The 17,042-nt window shown below is 58.8% G+C and carries 16 protein-coding genes; 2 read left to right on the top strand and 14 right to left on the bottom strand.

Translation table 11 applies throughout. The annotated features are described in order from the left end of the window. Positions 1 to 224: 224 nt before the first annotated feature. Complete coding sequence (gene ibpA / locus LU196_RS17165) at positions 225 to 641, top strand: small heat shock chaperone IbpA (protein ID WP_232760730.1); 417 nt, start codon at positions 225 to 227, stop codon at positions 639 to 641. 69 nt (positions 642 to 710) lie between these two features. Here ibpA and LU196_RS17160 read toward each other — a convergent pair whose 3' ends face one another. Genes LU196_RS17160 through LU196_RS17135 form a run of 6 tightly spaced genes read right to left on the bottom strand, consistent with a single transcriptional unit; the run spans position 711 to position 6,429 of the window. Then, entirely contained in the window at positions 711 to 1,616 is a 906-nt protein-coding gene (locus LU196_RS17160; protein ID WP_232760729.1) for an EamA family transporter, read from the bottom strand. 19 nt (positions 1,617 to 1,635) lie between these two features. Next, positions 1,636 to 2,136: a YbaK/EbsC family protein gene (locus LU196_RS17155; protein ID WP_232760728.1), complete on the bottom strand. Its 501-nt coding sequence runs from the start codon at positions 2,134 to 2,136 to the stop codon at positions 1,636 to 1,638. A 27-nt stretch (positions 2,137 to 2,163) separates the two neighbouring features. After that, positions 2,164 to 2,964 carry a hypothetical protein gene (locus tag LU196_RS17150; RefSeq protein WP_232760727.1) on the bottom strand — a complete coding sequence of 267 codons (801 nt, stop codon included), beginning with the start codon at positions 2,962 to 2,964 and terminating at the stop codon, positions 2,164 to 2,166. Between the two features lie 5 nt (positions 2,965 to 2,969). After that, positions 2,970 to 3,680: a class II glutamine amidotransferase gene (locus LU196_RS17145; RefSeq protein ID WP_232760726.1), complete on the bottom strand. Its 711-nt coding sequence runs from the start codon at positions 3,678 to 3,680 to the stop codon at positions 2,970 to 2,972. Beyond that, a complete protein-coding gene (locus LU196_RS17140; RefSeq protein ID WP_232760725.1) occupies positions 3,668 to 4,945 on the bottom strand; it encodes an acetyl-CoA carboxylase biotin carboxylase subunit family protein in 1,278 nt (425 codons plus the stop codon). Before LU196_RS17140 ends, LU196_RS17145 begins: the two co-directional genes overlap by 13 nt. 17 nt (positions 4,946 to 4,962) lie before the next feature. Continuing rightward, positions 4,963 to 6,429, bottom strand: coding sequence for a hypothetical protein (locus LU196_RS17135; RefSeq protein ID WP_232760724.1), 1,467 nt, complete (start codon positions 6,427 to 6,429; stop codon positions 4,963 to 4,965). A 159-nt stretch (positions 6,430 to 6,588) separates the two neighbouring features. Between LU196_RS17135 and LU196_RS17130 the strand changes: the two genes are divergently transcribed. Then, entirely contained in the window at positions 6,589 to 8,034 is a 1,446-nt protein-coding gene (locus LU196_RS17130; protein WP_232760723.1) for a PLP-dependent aminotransferase family protein, read from the top strand. Between the two features lie 411 nt (positions 8,035 to 8,445). Here the strand turns inward: LU196_RS17130 and LU196_RS17125 are convergent, their stop codons facing one another. The 8 genes from LU196_RS17125 to LU196_RS17090 form a co-directional block, all read right to left on the bottom strand. Then, complete coding sequence (locus tag LU196_RS17125; protein WP_232760722.1) at positions 8,446 to 9,696, bottom strand: valine--pyruvate transaminase; 1,251 nt, start codon at positions 9,694 to 9,696, stop codon at positions 8,446 to 8,448. Positions 9,697 to 9,780: 84 nt separating this feature from the next. Continuing rightward, positions 9,781 to 10,755 (bottom strand): glyoxylate/hydroxypyruvate reductase GhrB, encoded by a 975-nt coding sequence (gene ghrB / locus LU196_RS17120; protein ID WP_232760721.1) that lies wholly within the window; start codon positions 10,753 to 10,755, stop codon positions 9,781 to 9,783. A gap of 67 nt (positions 10,756 to 10,822) precedes the next feature. Beyond that, a complete protein-coding gene (locus tag LU196_RS17115) occupies positions 10,823 to 12,103 on the bottom strand; it encodes an MFS transporter (protein WP_232760720.1) in 1,281 nt (426 codons plus the stop codon). A 119-nt stretch (positions 12,104 to 12,222) separates the two neighbouring features. Next, the gene (locus LU196_RS17110) at positions 12,223 to 13,161 is read right to left on the bottom strand and encodes a sugar kinase (protein ID WP_232760719.1); all 939 of its coding nucleotides are present in this window, start codon (positions 13,159 to 13,161) and stop codon (positions 12,223 to 12,225) included. Positions 13,162 to 13,170: 9 nt separating this feature from the next. Beyond that, positions 13,171 to 13,920, bottom strand: a complete 750-nt coding sequence (locus LU196_RS17105; protein WP_232760718.1) for a sugar phosphate isomerase/epimerase — start codon at positions 13,918 to 13,920, stop codon at positions 13,171 to 13,173. 154 nt (positions 13,921 to 14,074) lie between these two features. After that, entirely contained in the window at positions 14,075 to 15,100 is a 1,026-nt protein-coding gene (locus LU196_RS17100) for a LacI family DNA-binding transcriptional regulator (RefSeq protein ID WP_232760717.1), read from the bottom strand. Between the two features lie 58 nt (positions 15,101 to 15,158). Continuing rightward, the gene (locus LU196_RS17095; RefSeq protein WP_232760716.1) at positions 15,159 to 16,163 is read right to left on the bottom strand and encodes a LacI family DNA-binding transcriptional regulator; all 1,005 of its coding nucleotides are present in this window, start codon (positions 16,161 to 16,163) and stop codon (positions 15,159 to 15,161) included. A gap of 160 nt (positions 16,164 to 16,323) precedes the next feature. Further along, entirely contained in the window at positions 16,324 to 16,986 is a 663-nt protein-coding gene (locus tag LU196_RS17090) for an OmpA family lipoprotein (RefSeq protein ID WP_232760715.1), read from the bottom strand. Between the last annotated feature and the right edge of the window lie 56 nt (positions 16,987 to 17,042).

The raw sequence follows: 17,042 nt of genomic DNA, 5'->3' as shown, positions 1-17,042 counted from the left end.
GCTCTGTGGCAGTGTCAAACCGATCCGGGGATTAATGCACTGAGTGTATGTCAATTTGTGAATTATGCTGAAAAAAAATACGCATTGACCCCTTGAAAGCGACCGCGTTGTACCCATTTTTAACATGCGGTTGCCTGATTGTTGCCGACAGGGACAGTCAGGAACCACACAGCCTGTCCTGCATGGAAGGTTGCCAAAACTTGCTGAAAATCAGGAGTCTTATTATGCGTAATTTTGATCTGTCACCACTTTATCGCTCATCTATCGGTTTTGATCGTCTGTTCAACCTGTTGGAATCCAATCCTAACCAGGCGAACGGCGGCTACCCTCCTTATAACGTCGAGCTGGTGGACGAAAACCATTACCGTATTACCATTGCGGTGGCCGGTTTTTCCCAGAGCGAGTTAGAGATTACCGCCCACGACAACATGCTGATCGTGCGCGGCGCCCATCCGGACGAGCAGCCCGAACGCAAATACCTGTACCAGGGCATTGCCGAGCGTAATTTTGAACGTAAATTCCAGCTGGCCGACCACATCGTGGTGCGCGATGCGCGCCTTGAGCTGGGCCTGCTGAGCATCGATCTGGAGCGTATCGTCCCCGAAGAGGCGAAACCGCGCCGCATTGAAATCCTGAAGTAAGACGTGTAAACACCCCAAACGCCGCAGCGATGCGGCGTTTTTTTTACCTGCTTTAACGCCGCACGAACATCAGGTGCGCACCAGCAAGCGCTGGCTCACCATGCCGCCAAAGACATTCACCAGCAAGCCTGCAACGATGACGGCCGCGCCCACGATTTGCTGCGGCGAGAGCGTCTCGTCGAGCACCAGCGCGGCGCTGACAATCCCTACCACCGGCACCAACAGCGACAGTGGCGCGATGCGCCACGTCTCATAGCGACTGAGCAAATTCCCCCAAATCGCATAGCCTACGATGGTGGCGATAAAGGCGAGATATACGAGCGCCAGCAGAGTTTGCAGAGAGATATTAGCCAAGCTGGCGACGATGGTTTCACTGCCTTCAAACCACCACGAACACGCAAAGAACGGGACTATCGGCACCAGCGCACTCCACACCACCAGCGACATCACGGGCACCTTGCGATTGCGCAAAATGATTTTATTGGTGATATTGCCTAGCGCCCACGAGAGCGCGGCGGCCAGCGTCAGCATCATGGTGGTCAGCGTTATTCCCGCGGTGCCTTGGCCCTCCATGCCGGAAGTCGCCAGCAAAAACATGCCGAGCGTGGCGATGAGGATGCCCGCAATGTGATTCCAGCGCAGCTTTTCTGCCAGCAGCAGTGCGCCCAGCAGCAGCGTAAAGAAGGCCTGCGCCTGAAGCACCAGCGAAGCCAGCCCGGCGGGCATCCCCAATTTAATGGCGAGAAACAAAAAGGCAAACTGGCCAAAGCTGATGGTGATGCCGTACACCACTAGCCAGCGCAGCGGAATGTGCGGGCGTTTCACCAACAAGATCGCGGGAAACGCCACCAGCGTGAAGCGCAATCCGGCCAGCAGAAACGGCGGCATGCCGTGAAGTCCCAGTTTAATCACCACAAAATTGACGCCCCACGCCACCACCACGCACAGCGCTAACAACATATCTTTTACAGGCATACATAATCCTTGAGCGGTTTCACGCCGCTGCCGTCATTGGCGTCGCAATGTCTGCACAGCACGCATCACCCACAATGCGGAAGAAATCCGCCACGTCCAGCGCCACAGAGCGATCCAGCGTACCGGCGTTAAACCACAGCGTGCCAACATCGCGCAGGCGCGCATCCACGCGCAGCGCCAGTCGGTCATCAAAACTCAACGGCGGCACTGCGCCCATCACGCATTGCGTTAGCGTCTGCGCGGTTTCCGCATCGGCAAAACTCGATTTCTTGCCGCCAATGGCTCGCGCCGCGCTTTTGAAATTAATCTTGCAGTCACCGGGCACAATCGCCAGCAGGTAACGCGTCCCGGCACCTTCCGGCAGCGTCACGTCAAGCACCATTGCTTTGGCGGCTTGATGCAGCGCATTGCCGCGTATGGCGCTAATCACGTCGGTTTGGCCGACGGCTTCATGTTCCACCACCTGATATCGGGCGTGGTGTTCATCCAGCAGGGCAATCACTTTCTCAAAGGTGGTCATCACGGTTTCCTCGTTTAAAGCCGGGCACTAGCTCCAGGCAATGGCGTGTTTCATTTTTTTGTCGGTCAGGCCAAAAAAGAAGCCCATGGTGATGCGCGTGTCGCCGTGCACGCGATCGATCTCGTGATAAAACGCCGGGTTGAAAAGATAGATATCGCCGCTGCGCGGTGAGAAGGTGCAGATTTCGCTGTTTTCAACCACCGCTTGCTGATAGCCGAGCTCGCCGGGCGTTTTGAAGGCTTCATCCTCTGGCTGCCATTTTTTGTTGTAAATACGCAGCGCCCCGCCCGTATTGCACTCTTGCAGGCATACCACGCAGCTCAGCTGATGCAGAATTTGCGTAACCGCCAGGCCACTGCCGGCGGCATCGCGCACGATGCTGTCGTTATGCAGCGGATTCGCCACGCCGTCGGCATGAAAACGCACGATCGATCCGGCATAGCTGCCCAGCGTCGGTTCATTGGCAACGTGCAGGCTATCGAGACGCAAGGCGTGCTCGACCCAACCGTAGACCTGAGCGCGTAGCGCATCCAGCGAGGGCGGCAGCGCCGGTTGCAGATCGCGCAGCGCCGTAAAATAGTTTTCCGGCGCCGCCGTGTGCTTGGCCAAATAGGGCCCAAGGGTCGTCAGCGCGCCGTTGGGATAGTGCGAAACGCGCACCTGATCACGGCAGCGTTGTAAATCGGCGACCACGGTCTCACGCGTTTCGCGCGTCAGGAAGTTTCGCAATACCAGCAGCGGCACCCGTGCGGTGACGATGTCATCCAGCCATGTGCTTTCTACAAACATGGACGGATTAATAACGCGTATCTGATTGAAAATGGCCATGCTGGTCACTCCTCAAGCGAGATTTCATGAAGTTCATGGTTATGCATTCGGCACCAGTCAGGTGCCGAACCGAGCGCGGTAATGGGTTCAGAGGAGATAAACGTGGCGTTGTGGCGCTGATAGCGATGCAGCGTGAAATACTCAGGATAGGGCGTGTCTTCTGGATGCCACTGCCACGCCCACGCTTTCTCTCGCGTGACGAAAATGGCATTGCCGGCGCTGCCGCCCGGCGCCACGCGCGCCATTTTGTTGCGCAGATAGTCGCGGGTAAAGTCAGCGGGCGTGACGTGATCCACTAAGTATTCAAGGTATTCGGCGGAATCAAAGCGTGAGGCTGTCATGCCCAACTGGGCATACACCGTGGGCAGAAAACCGTTATGCATCATGTACCAGTGCGTGCCGCCGCTGGCGCGCCACAGCGGATGTGAAAATTCCATGCCCTGATTTTTACTCAGCGTGGCGTGACGTACGTGCACCGCTAACAGCGGACTGTTCCGCATGGCATCGCTGTCAATGCCCGGCAGCGCGTCCGCAAAAGTGCCGGTACCGTGCAGCGTGTGAATACGCCCGCGCTCCCACCATAGGCAGCCCCAGCCGTTGGGATGGGCCTTGATCGGACCTTCATGGTTGGCGGTTTCGCCACAGCTCATGGCGCGCGCAGCGTCCAGCACCTTCACTGCATCAAACTGGCCGTGCGCCAGAATCATCCTGCACATAGGAGATCTCTCCGGGAGGTGAATGACGGAACGTCGAGAATGTGGTGAAAAATCGCCAGCACTTCTTCGCAACTGGCTGCCGTCAGGCTGAAGGTGGCCAGAATACCGGCGTGGCGCGTCAAATCGGCATACAGCGACGAACGCGGCGCGACCTCCAGCGCAGGGAGGCTGAGCGGCGGCAACAGTTCGCCGCGCTGCTGTGCGGCAATCCAGCGCGCGGCGGCATCCTGATGCCGAGGCTGACGCAGGCGCAAGCGGCCCACCGCCTGGCGCTGCGGTGGAAAATGCAGCGCGGGCATACCGTGACCTGCTTCAATGTGAAAAGCGATCTCGGCCCAGTTCAGGCCAGTGACCTCTTCCACTAAATTCACGATACCCATACCGGAGAGGCGGAAGCCCATTTCAAGGAACCAGGCGTTACCGTTCACCATAATGAAGTCGATATGGAAAGCGCCCTGGCGATAACCAAAGGTATTGCAACAAAGGTGCATCAGACGCGCGTAAGCGGGCGGAAGCTGCGCGGCTGCCATCGCGACGTGGCCGGATTCGTAGAAGCTGATACAGCCATCTTCCGTGGTCTGTCGCTCAATCACTTTTTGACAGCAGGTCAGCGCCACCGCCTGGCCATTATTCACCACGCCTTGCAGCGAATATTCGTCACCGTTAAGCCAGCTTTCCACAATAAAACCGGTAAACCCGCGACCGCCATAATTGACCGTTTCTTGCAGCTTGCTGATGACATTATCCAGCTGATGCGCGGCCTCAACCAGCCAGACGCCCAGCCCGCCACCGCCGTCTACCGGCTTAATGACGCAAGGGTAGAGCAGCGCGTCACGCGCATCCCGGATACTGAGCGGCGAGGCGAAAAAACGAAACGCAGGCTGCGGCAAATGCGGTGAGATTTTATGCAGCGCCATACGCTGCGCATACTTGTCCGGCGGGATAAAGCCGGGACCGGCATCGGGCCCGGCCAGCAGTTCACGCACGCGTCCGGCGCTGGTGTTATAGGCTTCAAAACCTGCCAGCACCACCTGCGGATGTTCCAGCATGCCGGCATGCAGATACGCTTGCAGCACGTCCCACGGGTTTTCTGGTCGGTCAAGGCGCACGATCAGATCGAACGGCAGCGAAAGGCTCAGACTTTGATAGTCGATAAAATCGCTCATCTCCGCCAGTACTGTGAAATAGCCTTCACGCTTGGCCACGGCACAGTAGGGATTTTGTCCGTCGCGCGTGGCGCCGATTTGCAGAAAAATCTTTTTCATCGTGTCGCCTTACCGGGTTAGCGCCCGGAGATCACTTCAGTGACGATGTCTTGTAAGGCACCGTTGTGGACCTGAATCACCGCTTTGTGCGGGTCGAAACGCAGCACGCGCGACAGCGCGTCGCCGCGCCCGCCTTCCAGCAGAGAGCTGACCTGCGCGCTACGCCAGCAGTGACGCATCTGCGCCACGGTCAGGCCGGAGAGCGCGGTCAGGCGGTGCGCCAGCGCTGGGTCGTCGCTCTCGCCGCCCAGCAGCGCGCGCACCGCCGCTTCATCAGGGGCGTTGTCCAGCTGCTGCAGCCAGCGGGCAAGCTGTTGGCCTTCGGCCACAAAGGGTGAAAAGATCATGCACACCAGCTGCGTTTCATTCAGCTCAAAGGCCTGCAAGGCAAAACGCTCGGCCCGCTGGCGCGCCTGGGCGATCGCCGCATCATCTTGATAGCGTGCCGCCATTTCATCGATAAGCGGGGGCGGAAAATCTTTCTGCACCATCAGGCCAAGCGCGAAGCGCACATACTCGCGGATCCCTTCGGCATAGCTGCGCTGCAGCAGGGTTTCCGCCCGCAGACCGCGCAGATGGGCCATCAGCGTAGGATTGCCGCAGTCCGACTCAGAGAAGCTGAACATCAGCTCATCAAACTGAAAATGCATAAATTCCGTGAGTAACGCCCAGTGCGCGCCGGCTTCATAGGCGGTGTCTTGATAGATATTGAAAAAGCGCGGATCGCGCGCCAGTTGCCAGGTGATACGGTGCGCAGGGGCCACCGGATCGGTGCCGTAAACGTCGGCGGCGTACCGCTCGGCAACGCCATCCAGCGTCTGTAAAAAGCCGCTGAAGCCGCGTGACTTATCGGCGGTAGGCGCGTTAAACAGTCGGGAAAGATGGCGCGCCCACGCGAGATAGGCGGTCTGCTCCTGCGGCGAATCGCCGGTGATGATCACATCCACGCCGCCGTCGTAGTGTGCCGTCAGCCCAAATGCATTGACCATGCTGAGGTTGCAGGCATTGCAGAACGTTGAGCGCGCATCGGCGCGGAAGCGGTGACCATTCATCAGCACATCACAGCGGTTTTGCTGCCGCACGCTGTCTGGCAGGAGAAGATCGCGTGCGAAAGGACGAATTTGCAGGCCGTCAGTCACCAGGCATTCGGTGCACGCATCGCCGTGAATGCGGAGTGCGTGATAGACGCGATCGATGTTAGCCATCACGCTATCGTTCATGGCGGCGTGGCGGTTAGTGGCGATGCGCAGCTGGAAGGTGCTGCCGTGCTGCTGCCAAATCAAGCCCTGAAGGTAGCGCACGTAGGCCACCATATAGCTGCTGTCCTTGCCGCCGCCATAGGCCAGCAAAACGCGGTTTTCCTCCGGCCGATGGGGGGAGGGCAGTGTGGCCAGCAGGCGTTGCGCACAGCGCTGCGCAGAAGCGATGATCTGGGGGGTAAGATACCCTTCAATGTCGGCCATCATGACGGACAGATTATGCATTTTTCACTTCATCCTTTGGCGAATAACAGCGCTGTCGAGGGTTAACAGGACGCGGGCTACAGCAGGGAAACGTGAAGCTGAATTAACAGATGCAGCTTAAAGTACTTTGAATGTAATCTGATGAATACGCACAGATGTGTACGATATGGGGTGGAACAGATGGCGGGTGAGACCGTAGAACAGGAGAGTCAGGGTAGCCGTTACCGTCACATTGCGGAGCAAATTAAACAGGCGATTCACAGCGGATCGCTGCCGCCCGACACGCGGTTGCCCTCGGTGCGCACGCTGGCCGCACAGTACGGCGTGAGCATGACCACCGCGCTAAAAACCCTGCGTACCCTGGAGGACGAGCGCTACGCCGTGGCGCGCCCGAAATCGGGCTTTTTTGTTGCACCGCGCGGCACGCAGCTGGCGCAGCCCGCTGTCATCAGCGTGGAACAGCCACGAGAAGTGGCGCCACTGGACGAACAAACTGAACTGCATCTGGCGATGCTCGGCTCCGATTGTCGCGTGCGGCTGGATTTGGCGAATGGCGATATCTCGCTCTATCCGGTCAAGAAGATTGGCCTGCTCATGCGGCAAATGGGCTACAGCAAACCGGCGCTGCTGGGCAACACCGTTAAAGGCACCGGTTATGCGCCACTCAAAGCGGAAATCGCGCGCCGCGCGGTGGATTATGGCTGCACCATCAGCGCCGACGACATTTTGATCACCAACGGGTGTATTGAGGCTATCTCGCTGGCGCTGCGCGCCACCACCCGACCCGGTGATATCGTGGCGGTGGAATCGCCCTGTTATTTTGTGCTGCTGCAGATGCTGCATAACCTCAACCTGCGGGTAATTGAGGTGGAAGCGGGGGCAGAGGGCTACGTGAACGTCGAGAAGCTCACGGCGCTGTTTCAGCGCAAAGCGGTGCAGGCCTATCTCACCATTAACAACATCAACAATCCGCTGGGCAAAAGTATTCCCAACGAGCAAAAAGCCTATATCGCGCGCCAGGCGGATGAAAACGATGTGGTGATCATTGAAGACGATATCTTCGGTGACACGGCTTTCGGCGATCGCCGTCCCTTTCCCATGCGGGCGTTCAGCCCAAACGCGATTTTGTGCAGCGGCTTCTCCAAAACCGTTGCGCCCGGCATACGTATTGGCTGGGTACACAGCAGCAACTACATGCGCAAACTGGCTTCGCTGAAATACACCACCAGCATGGGCACGTCGGTGCTGTCGCAGGCGGCGATTGCCGAACTGTTACGCAGCGGTGGCTACGACGCCCACCTGCGTAAACTGCGGCGTGAATTGAAAAGCCAGATACAGCATATGCGCCAGGCGGTGCTGCGCTATTTTCCCGCCGGCACGCGCGTCTCTAACCCGGAAGGCGGCTACGTGCTCTGGGTGGAAATGCCGCGCCAGTCGTTGAATGTGCGCGCGCTGTTTCTCAAGGCGCGCAACGCGGGCATCGGCATCGCGCCGGGCCATATTTTTGCTACCGATCACCGCTACGACCACTGTTTCCGGCTCAACGCGGGGTTTGGCTGGAACGCCGAAGTTGAACAGGCGATCAAGCAGCTGGCCCAGTGGTGTCAGCATTCGTTATTAACGTGAGTGTTACGCGCGTTTTTTGTTATGTCTCTCGCAAAAAGAAATGTTGCCGCGGTCATAACAGGAGACGATCTTTTTGCCGTTAACCCGCATGAATGTATTTGTTAGTTTTTGATTTTTCTCGTTATTTAAAGTTTTAACCCTCACCCGTCATGCACGATATTGAGGTGCTTCATGCCTTTCAATTAGCGGCCTCGCTAATTTTTTCTGTGTGGTTACTGGTTATAGTGGCCACCTGTTCATCACGGACAATGAGCACGCGCAACTAAGCGCGTTACGTCATCCGGGCTGGCAGCGCAGCGCATCCTGAAGGACGTCTTTTACGCCGTGTCTCACGTCACATAAAAGAAAACCGCCCGGCACGAAGCGGGGCGGTTTTTCATTAATGCAGATGGCTAACGCGTAAACCGACGCTTAGGGTACCGCGTTGAGCGCATCCAGCTCCTCAGCCAGAATCTGAGCCGCTCGCTCAATTTGCGCCGCATCAGGGACATAATTCATACGCATACATTGATGCGTATGCGGCCAATCCTGGTCCAGACCGGGAAAGAAAAAGTGGCCGGGTACCATTAAAACGCCGCGCGCTTTCAGGCGCTGATAGAGCGTTTCCGTGCCCACGGTTAACTCGCGGAACCACAGCCAGAGGAAAATGGCCCCTTCCGGCTTGTGAATCAAACAGCGATCTTCCGGCAGATAGCGGCGGAGGATCGCGATGGTTTCACTGACTTTGGCCTGGTAAAACGGCTTAATCACCTGCTCCGACAGGCGCAGCAGATCGCCACGCGCCACCATTTCATTGGCGATGGCCGGTCCGATGCTGCCGGGGGCGAGGCTGATAATGCCATTCATGTTGCCCAACGCGGCGATAGTGCTTTCCTCTGCAATCACGATGCCACAGCGCGCGCCCGGCAGGCCGAGCTTGGAGAGGCTCATACAGAGAATCGTGTTGGGATTCCACAGCGGCCGCGCGTCACTAAAAATAATGCCGGGGAACGGCACGCCGTAGGCGTTATCAATCAGCAAGGGAATACCGTGCTGCTGCGCCAGCGCATCAAGTTGCAGTAGCTCGCTATCCGTAATCACGTTGCCGGTGGGATTGGTGGGGCGCGACACACAAATCAGACCGATATCGTCATGCAGCGGCAAATGGTCGAAATCCACGTGATATTTGAATTGCCCCTCAGGCAGCAGTTCGATATTGGGCCTGGCGGAGACAAACAGATCGGCTTCCAGACCGGCATCGGCATAGCCTAAATATTCCGGAGCCAGCGGAAAGAGCACGCGTTTTTTACTGCCGTCGGCGCGCCGTCCGGCAAACAGGTTAAACAGATAAAAGAACGCGCTCTGGCTACCGTTGGTCAACGCGATATTTTTGGCGCTAATCGGCCAGTCCAGCGTCTCGCGCAGCATCGCTGCCAGCGCGTCAAGCAGCAGTGCTTTACCGCGTGGACCGTCGTAGTTGCACAGGGCTTCGCTGAGCTTGCCTGTTTGATGCATCTCCAGCAGCAGCTGATTAAAGTAATCCGTCATGGCGGGGATCTGCGCGGGATTGCCGCCGCCCAGCATAAGGGTGCCGGGTGTGCGCAGGCCTTCCCCCATGTCCTCCATCAGACGTGAGATACCGGTAGGCTGCGTAAATTTGTCGCCGAACTGAGAAAAGGACATAGGACGTTAATACATTGTGAAAGCGAATGAGGGGGATCACCATAGCGCCCGCTGCGGGCAGGCGCAATGGCAAAAGCGGCAGAATTAGGCTTGAATTTGCGGATTCACGCAGTTTTTTTCCACCTTGCCGCTGAGCGCGGCGATCAGGTTGTCCACCGCGTCGCGCGCCATACCGTAGCGGGTTTCGTGGGTGGCGGAACCGATGTGCGGCAGCGTGACCACGTTAGGAAGCGTGAGCAGTTCGGCATCTGCGGCAAGCGGTTCTTTTTCAAACACGTCAAGCCCGGCGGCCAGAATCGTGCCCTCTTTCAGCGCGGCGGTGAGCGCCTGCTCATCCACCACGGGGCCGCGTCCTGCATTGATCAGAATCGCGCTTGGCTTCATGAGCTGGAGCTGGCGGGGCCCGATCAGATGGTGTGTCTCCTCGGTCAGCGGCAGGGTGATACAGACAAAATCACTCTCTTTCAGCAGTGTCTCCAGATCGCAGGCGCGTGCGCCGAAGCGCGTCTCCGCTTCCTGATGCTGACGGCGGGCGTTGTAAAGAATGTTCATGCCAAAGCCAAAATGCGCGCGCTGCGCCAGCGCTAGCCCAATGCGGCCCATGCCGAGAATACCCAGCGTTTTATGGTGCACATCAACGCCAAACTTCGCCGGGCCGATGCTCTTTTTCCACTCGCCCGCTTTGACCCATTTATCCAGCTCGGGAATGCGGCGTGCCGTGCTGAGCACCAGCGCCATCAGGGTATCCGCCACGGTTTCGGTGAGCACGGTTGGCGTGTGCATCAGCAGCACGCGGCGCGCGCTGAGGGCCGGAACGTCAAAATTATCGAAGCCCACCGACACGGTGGAACAGGCGCGCAGCGCCGGCATCTTTTCCAGCAGGGTCGCATCGACCTTACCGCCGGAGCCAATCATGCCTTGCGCCTCGGCAAACTGCGCGGCGTGCTGCTGCACGGTTTCCGGCGTCACGTCTTTTACTTCCGTCACGGTGAAATGGGTATCCAGCCTGGCGCGCAGGTCATCGGGCAGGCTTTTGTAAAGGATCACAGCAGGTTTCATCGTTTGCTCCCTGTAGAACGTGTGACGGGCGACTGACGTCGCCCGGAAAAAATTATCGCTTACGCTTTCAGGCGTGCCTGGCACCGTGCACCGGCGTCGCTGTGTTCTCCGCCGGTTTCACAATCAGGGTGAGCCACACCGACACCAGCAGCGCCGCGCCCATGAAAATATAGGAGGCGGCAGGGCTGCCGGTCGCACCATTCAGGTAGCCGACGATCCATGAGCCGATGAACGAGCCCAGCGCACCCATGCTGTTGATCAGCGCCATGGCGCCACCGGAGACGTTGCGCGGCAGCATTTCTGGAATGATAGCGAAGAAGGGGCCGTAAGGCGCGTACATGGCACCGCCCGCGATCACTAGCAGCGCATAAGAGAGCCAGAAGTTATTGGTGCCCACCAGATAAGAGCCCAGGAAGGCCAGCGCGCCAATCAGCAGCAGCGGCCAGACAAACAGCTTGCGGTTCTGCGTCTTGTCCGACGCCCACGACACCACCACCATGGCGATGGTCGCCACCAGATACGGCACCGCCGACAGCCAGCCCGCTTCTACCATGCCCATCTGCGTGCCGTTACGCAGAATCGAAGGCAGCCACAGCACGAAGCCGTATACGCCGATGCTCCAGGCGAAGTACTGCATGCAGAGAATAATCACGTTGCGGTTGCGGAAGGCTTCACTGTAGTTGCGTACCGCCTTGATATTCTCCTGCTCTTTTTGCAGCTGTGCCTGCAGCACGGCTTTCTCTTCGTCGCTCATCCACTTGGCCTGCGCGGGCTTGTCCTGCACCAGGAACCACCATGCAACGGCCCAGATCACCGCGGGAAAGCCTTCAATGATGAACATCTCGCGCCAGCCAAACGCGTTGATCAGGTAGCCGGAAACCACCGACATCCACAGCACGGTCACGGGATTGCCCAGAATCAGGAAGGTATTGGCGCGCGAGCGTTCAGACTTGGTAAACCAGTTACTGATGTAAATCAGCATCGCGGGCATTACCGCCGCTTCGACCACGCCCAGCACAAAGCGGATGGCGGCCAGCATCGGAATATTACTGACGATACCGGTCAGCGAGGCGCAGCCGCCCCACAGAATCAGGCACCAAAAAATCAGTTTCTTCACGCTGCGGCGTTCGGCGTAGACCGCCCCTGGGATTTGGAAAAAGAAGTAGCCGAGGAAGAACAGGGCGCCCAGCAGCGATGACATGCCCTTGGTGATACCCAAGTCGTCATTGATCCCGGCCGCAGAGGCGAAACTGAAGTTTGCCCGGTCCAGATACGCCAGACTGTAGGTGATAAACACGATGGGCATGATAAACCACCAGCGTTTTGGCGCGATTGTCTGCGATTTCATGGTTAACTCCTCTGGTTTGAGGCGGGCGCATTTCGTGGATGCGCCTCGGTGTTGTAGGGTTGCAGAAGCAGCGTCGTTGCGGCCGCGCCGATCGCATCGGCTAACCGCGCGTATGCGGATTAATAGTCACCCAGTGCCGCACGCACCGGCAGTCCTTCGCTGTCACCCGCCACCTGAATCGCCAGCGAGCCGATTTTATTGCCGCGCAGGATCGCCTGCGGTAACGCTTTCCCCTCCAGCAGCGCGCTGATCACCCCGACCGCAAAGCCATCGCCTGCGCCCACGGTGTCCACCACGTTCTCGACGCGGATTGGCGCCACCTGGCCTTTTTCGCCGTCGGCGGTTTTATACCAGGCGCCATCGCAGCCGGTTTTAATGATTACCGCTTTCACGCCTTTGTCGAGGTAGAAGTCGGCAATGGCTTCTGGCTGCTGATAGCCAGTGAGGATCAGCCCCTCTTTTTCGCCGGGCAGCACCCAGTCCGCGTATTCGGCCAGCAGATTGAGCTGCTTACGCATCTCGTCCGTGCTGCGCCACAGCACCGGACGCAGGTTGGGATCGAACGAGATGGTTTTACCGCGCGCGCGCATCTCTTTCGCGGCGTGCTGGCACAGCGCCAGAGAACTGTCGGACAGCGCCGCCGCCACGCCGCTCAGGTGCAAATGGCGGGCCGCACCAAAATAGTCGGCGTCAAAGTCATCGGGCGACAGGTAACTGGCCGCCGAGCCTTTGCGGAAATACTCCACTTCGGGATCGGAGCCGTCATCGACGCTCGCTTTAAGCTGAAAACCGGTACGGTAGCGGGCATCGGTGGTGACGCAGTGGTGATCAATGCCCTCTTTTGCCAGCTGCTGCAGCGTAAACCGCCCAAAGCTGTCGTCGCCAACACGGCTGACCCAGCCCACCTGCAGGCCGAGGCGCGACAGGCCAATCGCCACGTTCAGTTCCGCGCCCGCAATGCGTTTGATAAAGCGGTCCGCCGCAGCCAGATCGCCGGTCTGCTGCGCAATGAACATCGCCATCGCTTCGCCAACAGTGACCACATCAAGTTGCTTCATGGTAATTCCTTATGCCGCACGTAATAAGTCGACGTAATGGCGCGTGACCGCCACGAGGTCGGCGCCTTCCAGCGGAAATTCAATGCCGCGCGGCGCGTCAGCAGGCAGCGCCTGCAGCAGCGTCCGCCAGCTGCCGTCGCTCTCATCCAGTGCGATAGCGCGGAAGCTTGCCTGGTGCGGCACCGCGGCCTTGACGTGAATGTAGCTCACGTAGCGGCTGAGCTGCGCTGCGGCGTGCAGGGCGTCTTCGCCGGTCCACAGCCAGTTGCCCATATCAAAAGTCATGTCCAGCGGCAGCGCGGCATCGCAGGCGCGATGGAAAAAGGTCTGCAGGGCAGCCAGCGAACTGCTGGGGGTTTGATCGTTCTCAATCACCAGCGTTACCGAGGTGTTCGCCAGTATGTGCGCCAGCTCACCGTTATCCAGCGCCACAAAGTGGCCCAGCGCCAACTTGAGACGCTGCGCGCCAATCTGCTCCGCTTCCAGCAGGAACTGCGACAGACGAGGGTTGAGTGTGCCGTCCTCCAGCCACAGCGCTTCCGGCACCGAATAACTGGCGCGTAGTGCGTGCTGAGACAGGGCATCCGCCAGCGTATGTAGCTGCACAAACTCGTCGGCACTGAAAAGCTCGCGCCGGATTTCAACGCCATCAGCACCCGCTTGCTTAATAAGGGGGATCAGGGCTCGCTGGCCGCCAAGCTGTGCGACCTGGTGCGCGCCGTAAGCGGCTGTCACGACGATGATTTCAGGTGTAGCCATAATTCCTCCGCAGACGCCAGCGCCACATTTGGGCGATTACTGACGCGTTTTACCGTCCAGTTACCTTAAAAAAGCTAAATGGAACCGGTTCCAAAGGAAAGTGGCATAACTGGAAATTATGATCGTGCTCACGAAGTGAGCCTGCGTTTGAGAATTACCTTAGAGGCTGACTGGAGCCGCGTTCTATCAGTTCCCCTGAAAAGACGTGCTCGCACACCGCGTCGTCACTGCCTTCAATGCGGGCAATGACCCGCTCCAGCGCGGCGTAACCAATCTGCCAGGTGGGCTGCTTGAGCGTGGTGATGCCGACGCCCGCCAGCGCGGCCCACTCCAGCTCATCAAAGCCCAGCAGACCGATCTCTTCGCCCCAGCGTAACGCCAGCGACTGCAGAGCGCGCGCCACCTGGAGCGTAAGCGCACCGTTGGCGGCAATCACCGCACAGCGTTTGTCGCGATGGCGCTGGTAAAAATCACGCAGGCGCGCCGCCAGCAGCGGGGCGTCGTGCAGGGGCACTTCGACATTTTCCGCGCTCACCTGCGGGTAACGCTCGCAGCAGGCGCGGAACGCGGCGAGGCGCTCGCGACGGGTGTTCACGCTGCCGAGCGGTTCACTCACAAACAGCAGCGCGTCGTAGCCGTTATCCAGCAGATGCTGCGTCGCGTTTTGCGACGCTTCAGGGTTATTCAGGCCCACCACATCGCAGGCAAAATCGGGAATTTTTCGGTCAATCAGCACCATCGGCAGCATGGACTGCTGCAGACGGTTGAGCACTTCTTCGTGCATGCCCACCGCATTGACCACAATGCCTTCGACCTGATAGCTGCTCAGCAGCTGCAAATAATACTGCTCACGATCCACTTCGTTATTGGTGTTACACATCAATAGCGTAAAACCGCGGGCGCGGCAGGCGGCTTCGATCCCGCTGAGCACATCCACTGAATAAGGATTGGTGATATCGGCAATGATCAGGCCAATCAGCCGGGTACGGCCGCGCTTAAGGCCGCGCGCCATTTGGCTGGGGCGGTAGTTAAGTTCGGCGATTGCCTGCTCAATGCGGGCTTTGAGGTCGGGCGAGAGTACATTCACTTCGCCATTCAAATAGCGGGAAACGCTGGTTTTGCCGGTTTTTGCCGCGCGGGCAACGTCACTGATTGTGGCTCGTGGCGGCCTTGTTTTCATTACTTACACCTGATTGATTTGCGCTGGCGAAGACTATCACAGCGAGCTTCGTACGCAATCATTGCGCGTCAGAGGTCAGCTGCAGTCGAGGCTGCCACAGCGTTTGCAGCTCGCCCGGCGGCACGTCATTCAGCAGCTGCAGCACCATTTCCGCAACCCGCTCGCCGAGGCGCTGCTGCGTTAACTGCAAAATGGCATTAACCGGATGGTCGATAATCGAATCATGCGGCAGCCCGTCGTAAACAAACAGCGGAATGGCCTGAGGACCCTGGAGATAACCGGCCTGCGAAAGCGCAATTGCCGCGCCTTCGCCCAGCGGGGCGCAGTCGGTCACAATCGCCTGCGGCGGCTGCGCCTCCGCCAGCCAGGCCAGCGTTTGCTGATACCCTGAACGGCGGGTAGGCGGCAACGCTGCCATGCGATCCGGGTTCTGCGGCGTGTGATGCTGCGCCAGCGCGTCAATAAAGCCCTGGCGGCGATCGAGGATATAGGTGCTGGCCTCGCAGCCGCCGAGATAGGCGAGCCGCGTCAGCCCCCGCTGCAGGCAGTGCTCAGCAGCCAGCAGCGTGCCCGCGTGATTGTCGTAGTCGAACCACGCGTAGGGCTGCGGCAGCTGGCTACGGCCCAGCGTGAGAAAGCGATAGCCTTTTTGCTGAAGCCGCACCAGCCGCAGATCGTAAGGGGTTGTGTGGGTCATGATCAGCGCGTCCAGCGCGCCGCTGCGCAGCATACGCATCGGCGGGCGCAGCTGATCCTGCGGCTTCTCCGGCAGAATCATTAAATCAATGTCGTGCTGGGCAAGGCGCTGATCGAGCGTGAGCAGCATGTCGCTGTAATAGCTGTCGTTAAGCGAGGCGGTGCTGACGGGAAACACTAAACCCACCGCGTTGGCGCGCCCGGTTTTCAGGCGGCGCGCAGCGGCATTGGGCCGATAGCCACGCAGCGCGGCTTCATGTTCAACGCGTTTCCGCGTGACATCTGCCACATCGTCATAGCCATTCAGCGCACGACTCACCGTCGTGACCGAAAGGCCGAGAGCAGCAGCAATGGCTTTAAGCGACATAGGGAGGTGTCCGACCAGCTAATTTTTCTCACGCTAGCACAAAGTGTTCGTATGCTCTATGCGTTGGAAATATTCGTGCGATCTGGGGTGAAAATCGCGTAAGGGACGAGATAAAACGCGATAAAAAGCCGAACTGCTAGCACAGTTCGGCTGTCTGCGGTTAGCCCAGCGGGCTCAGCGTGATCTCTACGCGGCGGTTTTGCGCTTTGCCGGCTTCGGTGCTGTTGGTGGCGATAGGGTTATCCGGACCCATGCCCTGCGTGCGCAGGCGATTCTGCGCCACGCCCTGCGTAATCAGGGCGCTGGCCACGCTGTCCGCGCGCTGCTGCGACAGGCGCATATTCAGCGCACGCGAGCCGGTGCTGTCGGTATAACCCAGCACGTTAACGGCGGTTTTCGGATACTCTTTCAGCACCATGGCGACGCCGGTCAAGGTGTTGGCACCTGCAGGCTTGAGGTTGCTGCTGCTGCTGTCAAAGGTGACGTTATTTGGCATGTTGAGCACGATGTTGTCGCCCTGGCGCGTGACGCTGACGCCGGTACCGCGCATTTTGTCGCGCAGTTTCGCTTCCTGCACGTCCATGTAATATCCCACGCCGCCGCCCAGTGCGGCACCCGACGCGGCGCCAATCAGCGCGCCTTTGCCGCGATCTTTTTTCGACGACGACAGCACGCCCACTCCAGCCCCCACCAGCGCACCCAAACCGGCACCCATGCCCGATTTACCGGCCTGCGATTCGCCGGTGTAAGGGTTGGTGGTACAGCCTGACAGCGCCAGGCTGCCGCTCACTAACAAGGACAGCGCGAACATACGCTTTTTCATGATAATTCCTCACAACGGAAAAAGGGGCGAACGCCCAAAACGCCGCTATTATGCCG

The organism is Pantoea sp. Mb-10, assembly GCF_021272205.1.
Lineage (GTDB): Bacteria > Pseudomonadota > Gammaproteobacteria > Enterobacterales > Enterobacteriaceae > Pantoea.
The sequence above is the reverse complement of the archived record's forward strand: the minus strand, read 5'-3'. Positions and strand labels throughout refer to the sequence as shown.

Coding starts and splice junctions, on each gene's coding strand:
- LU196_RS17110 (WP_232760719.1), bottom strand. CDS start 13,161: ATGAAGCAACTTGATGTGGTCACTGTTGGCGAAGCGATGGCGATGTTC.
- LU196_RS17125 (WP_232760722.1), bottom strand. CDS start 9,696: ATGTCCTTTTCTCAGTTCGGCGACAAATTTACGCAGCCTACCGGTATC.
- LU196_RS17115 (WP_232760720.1), bottom strand. CDS start 12,103: ATGAAATCGCAGACAATCGCGCCAAAACGCTGGTGGTTTATCATGCCC.
- LU196_RS17090 (WP_232760715.1), bottom strand. CDS start 16,986: ATGAAAAAGCGTATGTTCGCGCTGTCCTTGTTAGTGAGCGGCAGCCTG.
- LU196_RS17105 (WP_232760718.1), bottom strand. CDS start 13,920: ATGGCTACACCTGAAATCATCGTCGTGACAGCCGCTTACGGCGCGCAC.
- LU196_RS17135 (WP_232760724.1), bottom strand. CDS start 6,429: ATGCATAATCTGTCCGTCATGATGGCCGACATTGAAGGGTATCTTACC.
- ghrB (WP_232760721.1), bottom strand. CDS start 10,755: ATGAAACCTGCTGTGATCCTTTACAAAAGCCTGCCCGATGACCTGCGC.
- LU196_RS17155 (WP_232760728.1), bottom strand. CDS start 2,136: ATGACCACCTTTGAGAAAGTGATTGCCCTGCTGGATGAACACCACGCC.
- LU196_RS17140 (WP_232760725.1), bottom strand. CDS start 4,945: ATGAAAAAGATTTTTCTGCAAATCGGCGCCACGCGCGACGGACAAAAT.
- LU196_RS17100 (WP_232760717.1), bottom strand. CDS start 15,100: ATGAAAACAAGGCCGCCACGAGCCACAATCAGTGACGTTGCCCGCGCG.
- LU196_RS17160 (WP_232760729.1), bottom strand. CDS start 1,616: ATGCCTGTAAAAGATATGTTGTTAGCGCTGTGCGTGGTGGTGGCGTGG.
- LU196_RS17150 (WP_232760727.1), bottom strand. CDS start 2,964: ATGGCCATTTTCAATCAGATACGCGTTATTAATCCGTCCATGTTTGTA.
- LU196_RS17145 (WP_232760726.1), bottom strand. CDS start 3,680: ATGTGCAGGATGATTCTGGCGCACGGCCAGTTTGATGCAGTGAAGGTG.
- ibpA (WP_232760730.1), top strand. CDS start 225: ATGCGTAATTTTGATCTGTCACCACTTTATCGCTCATCTATCGGTTTT.
- LU196_RS17130 (WP_232760723.1), top strand. CDS start 6,589: ATGGCGGGTGAGACCGTAGAACAGGAGAGTCAGGGTAGCCGTTACCGT.
- LU196_RS17095 (WP_232760716.1), bottom strand. CDS start 16,163: ATGTCGCTTAAAGCCATTGCTGCTGCTCTCGGCCTTTCGGTCACGACG.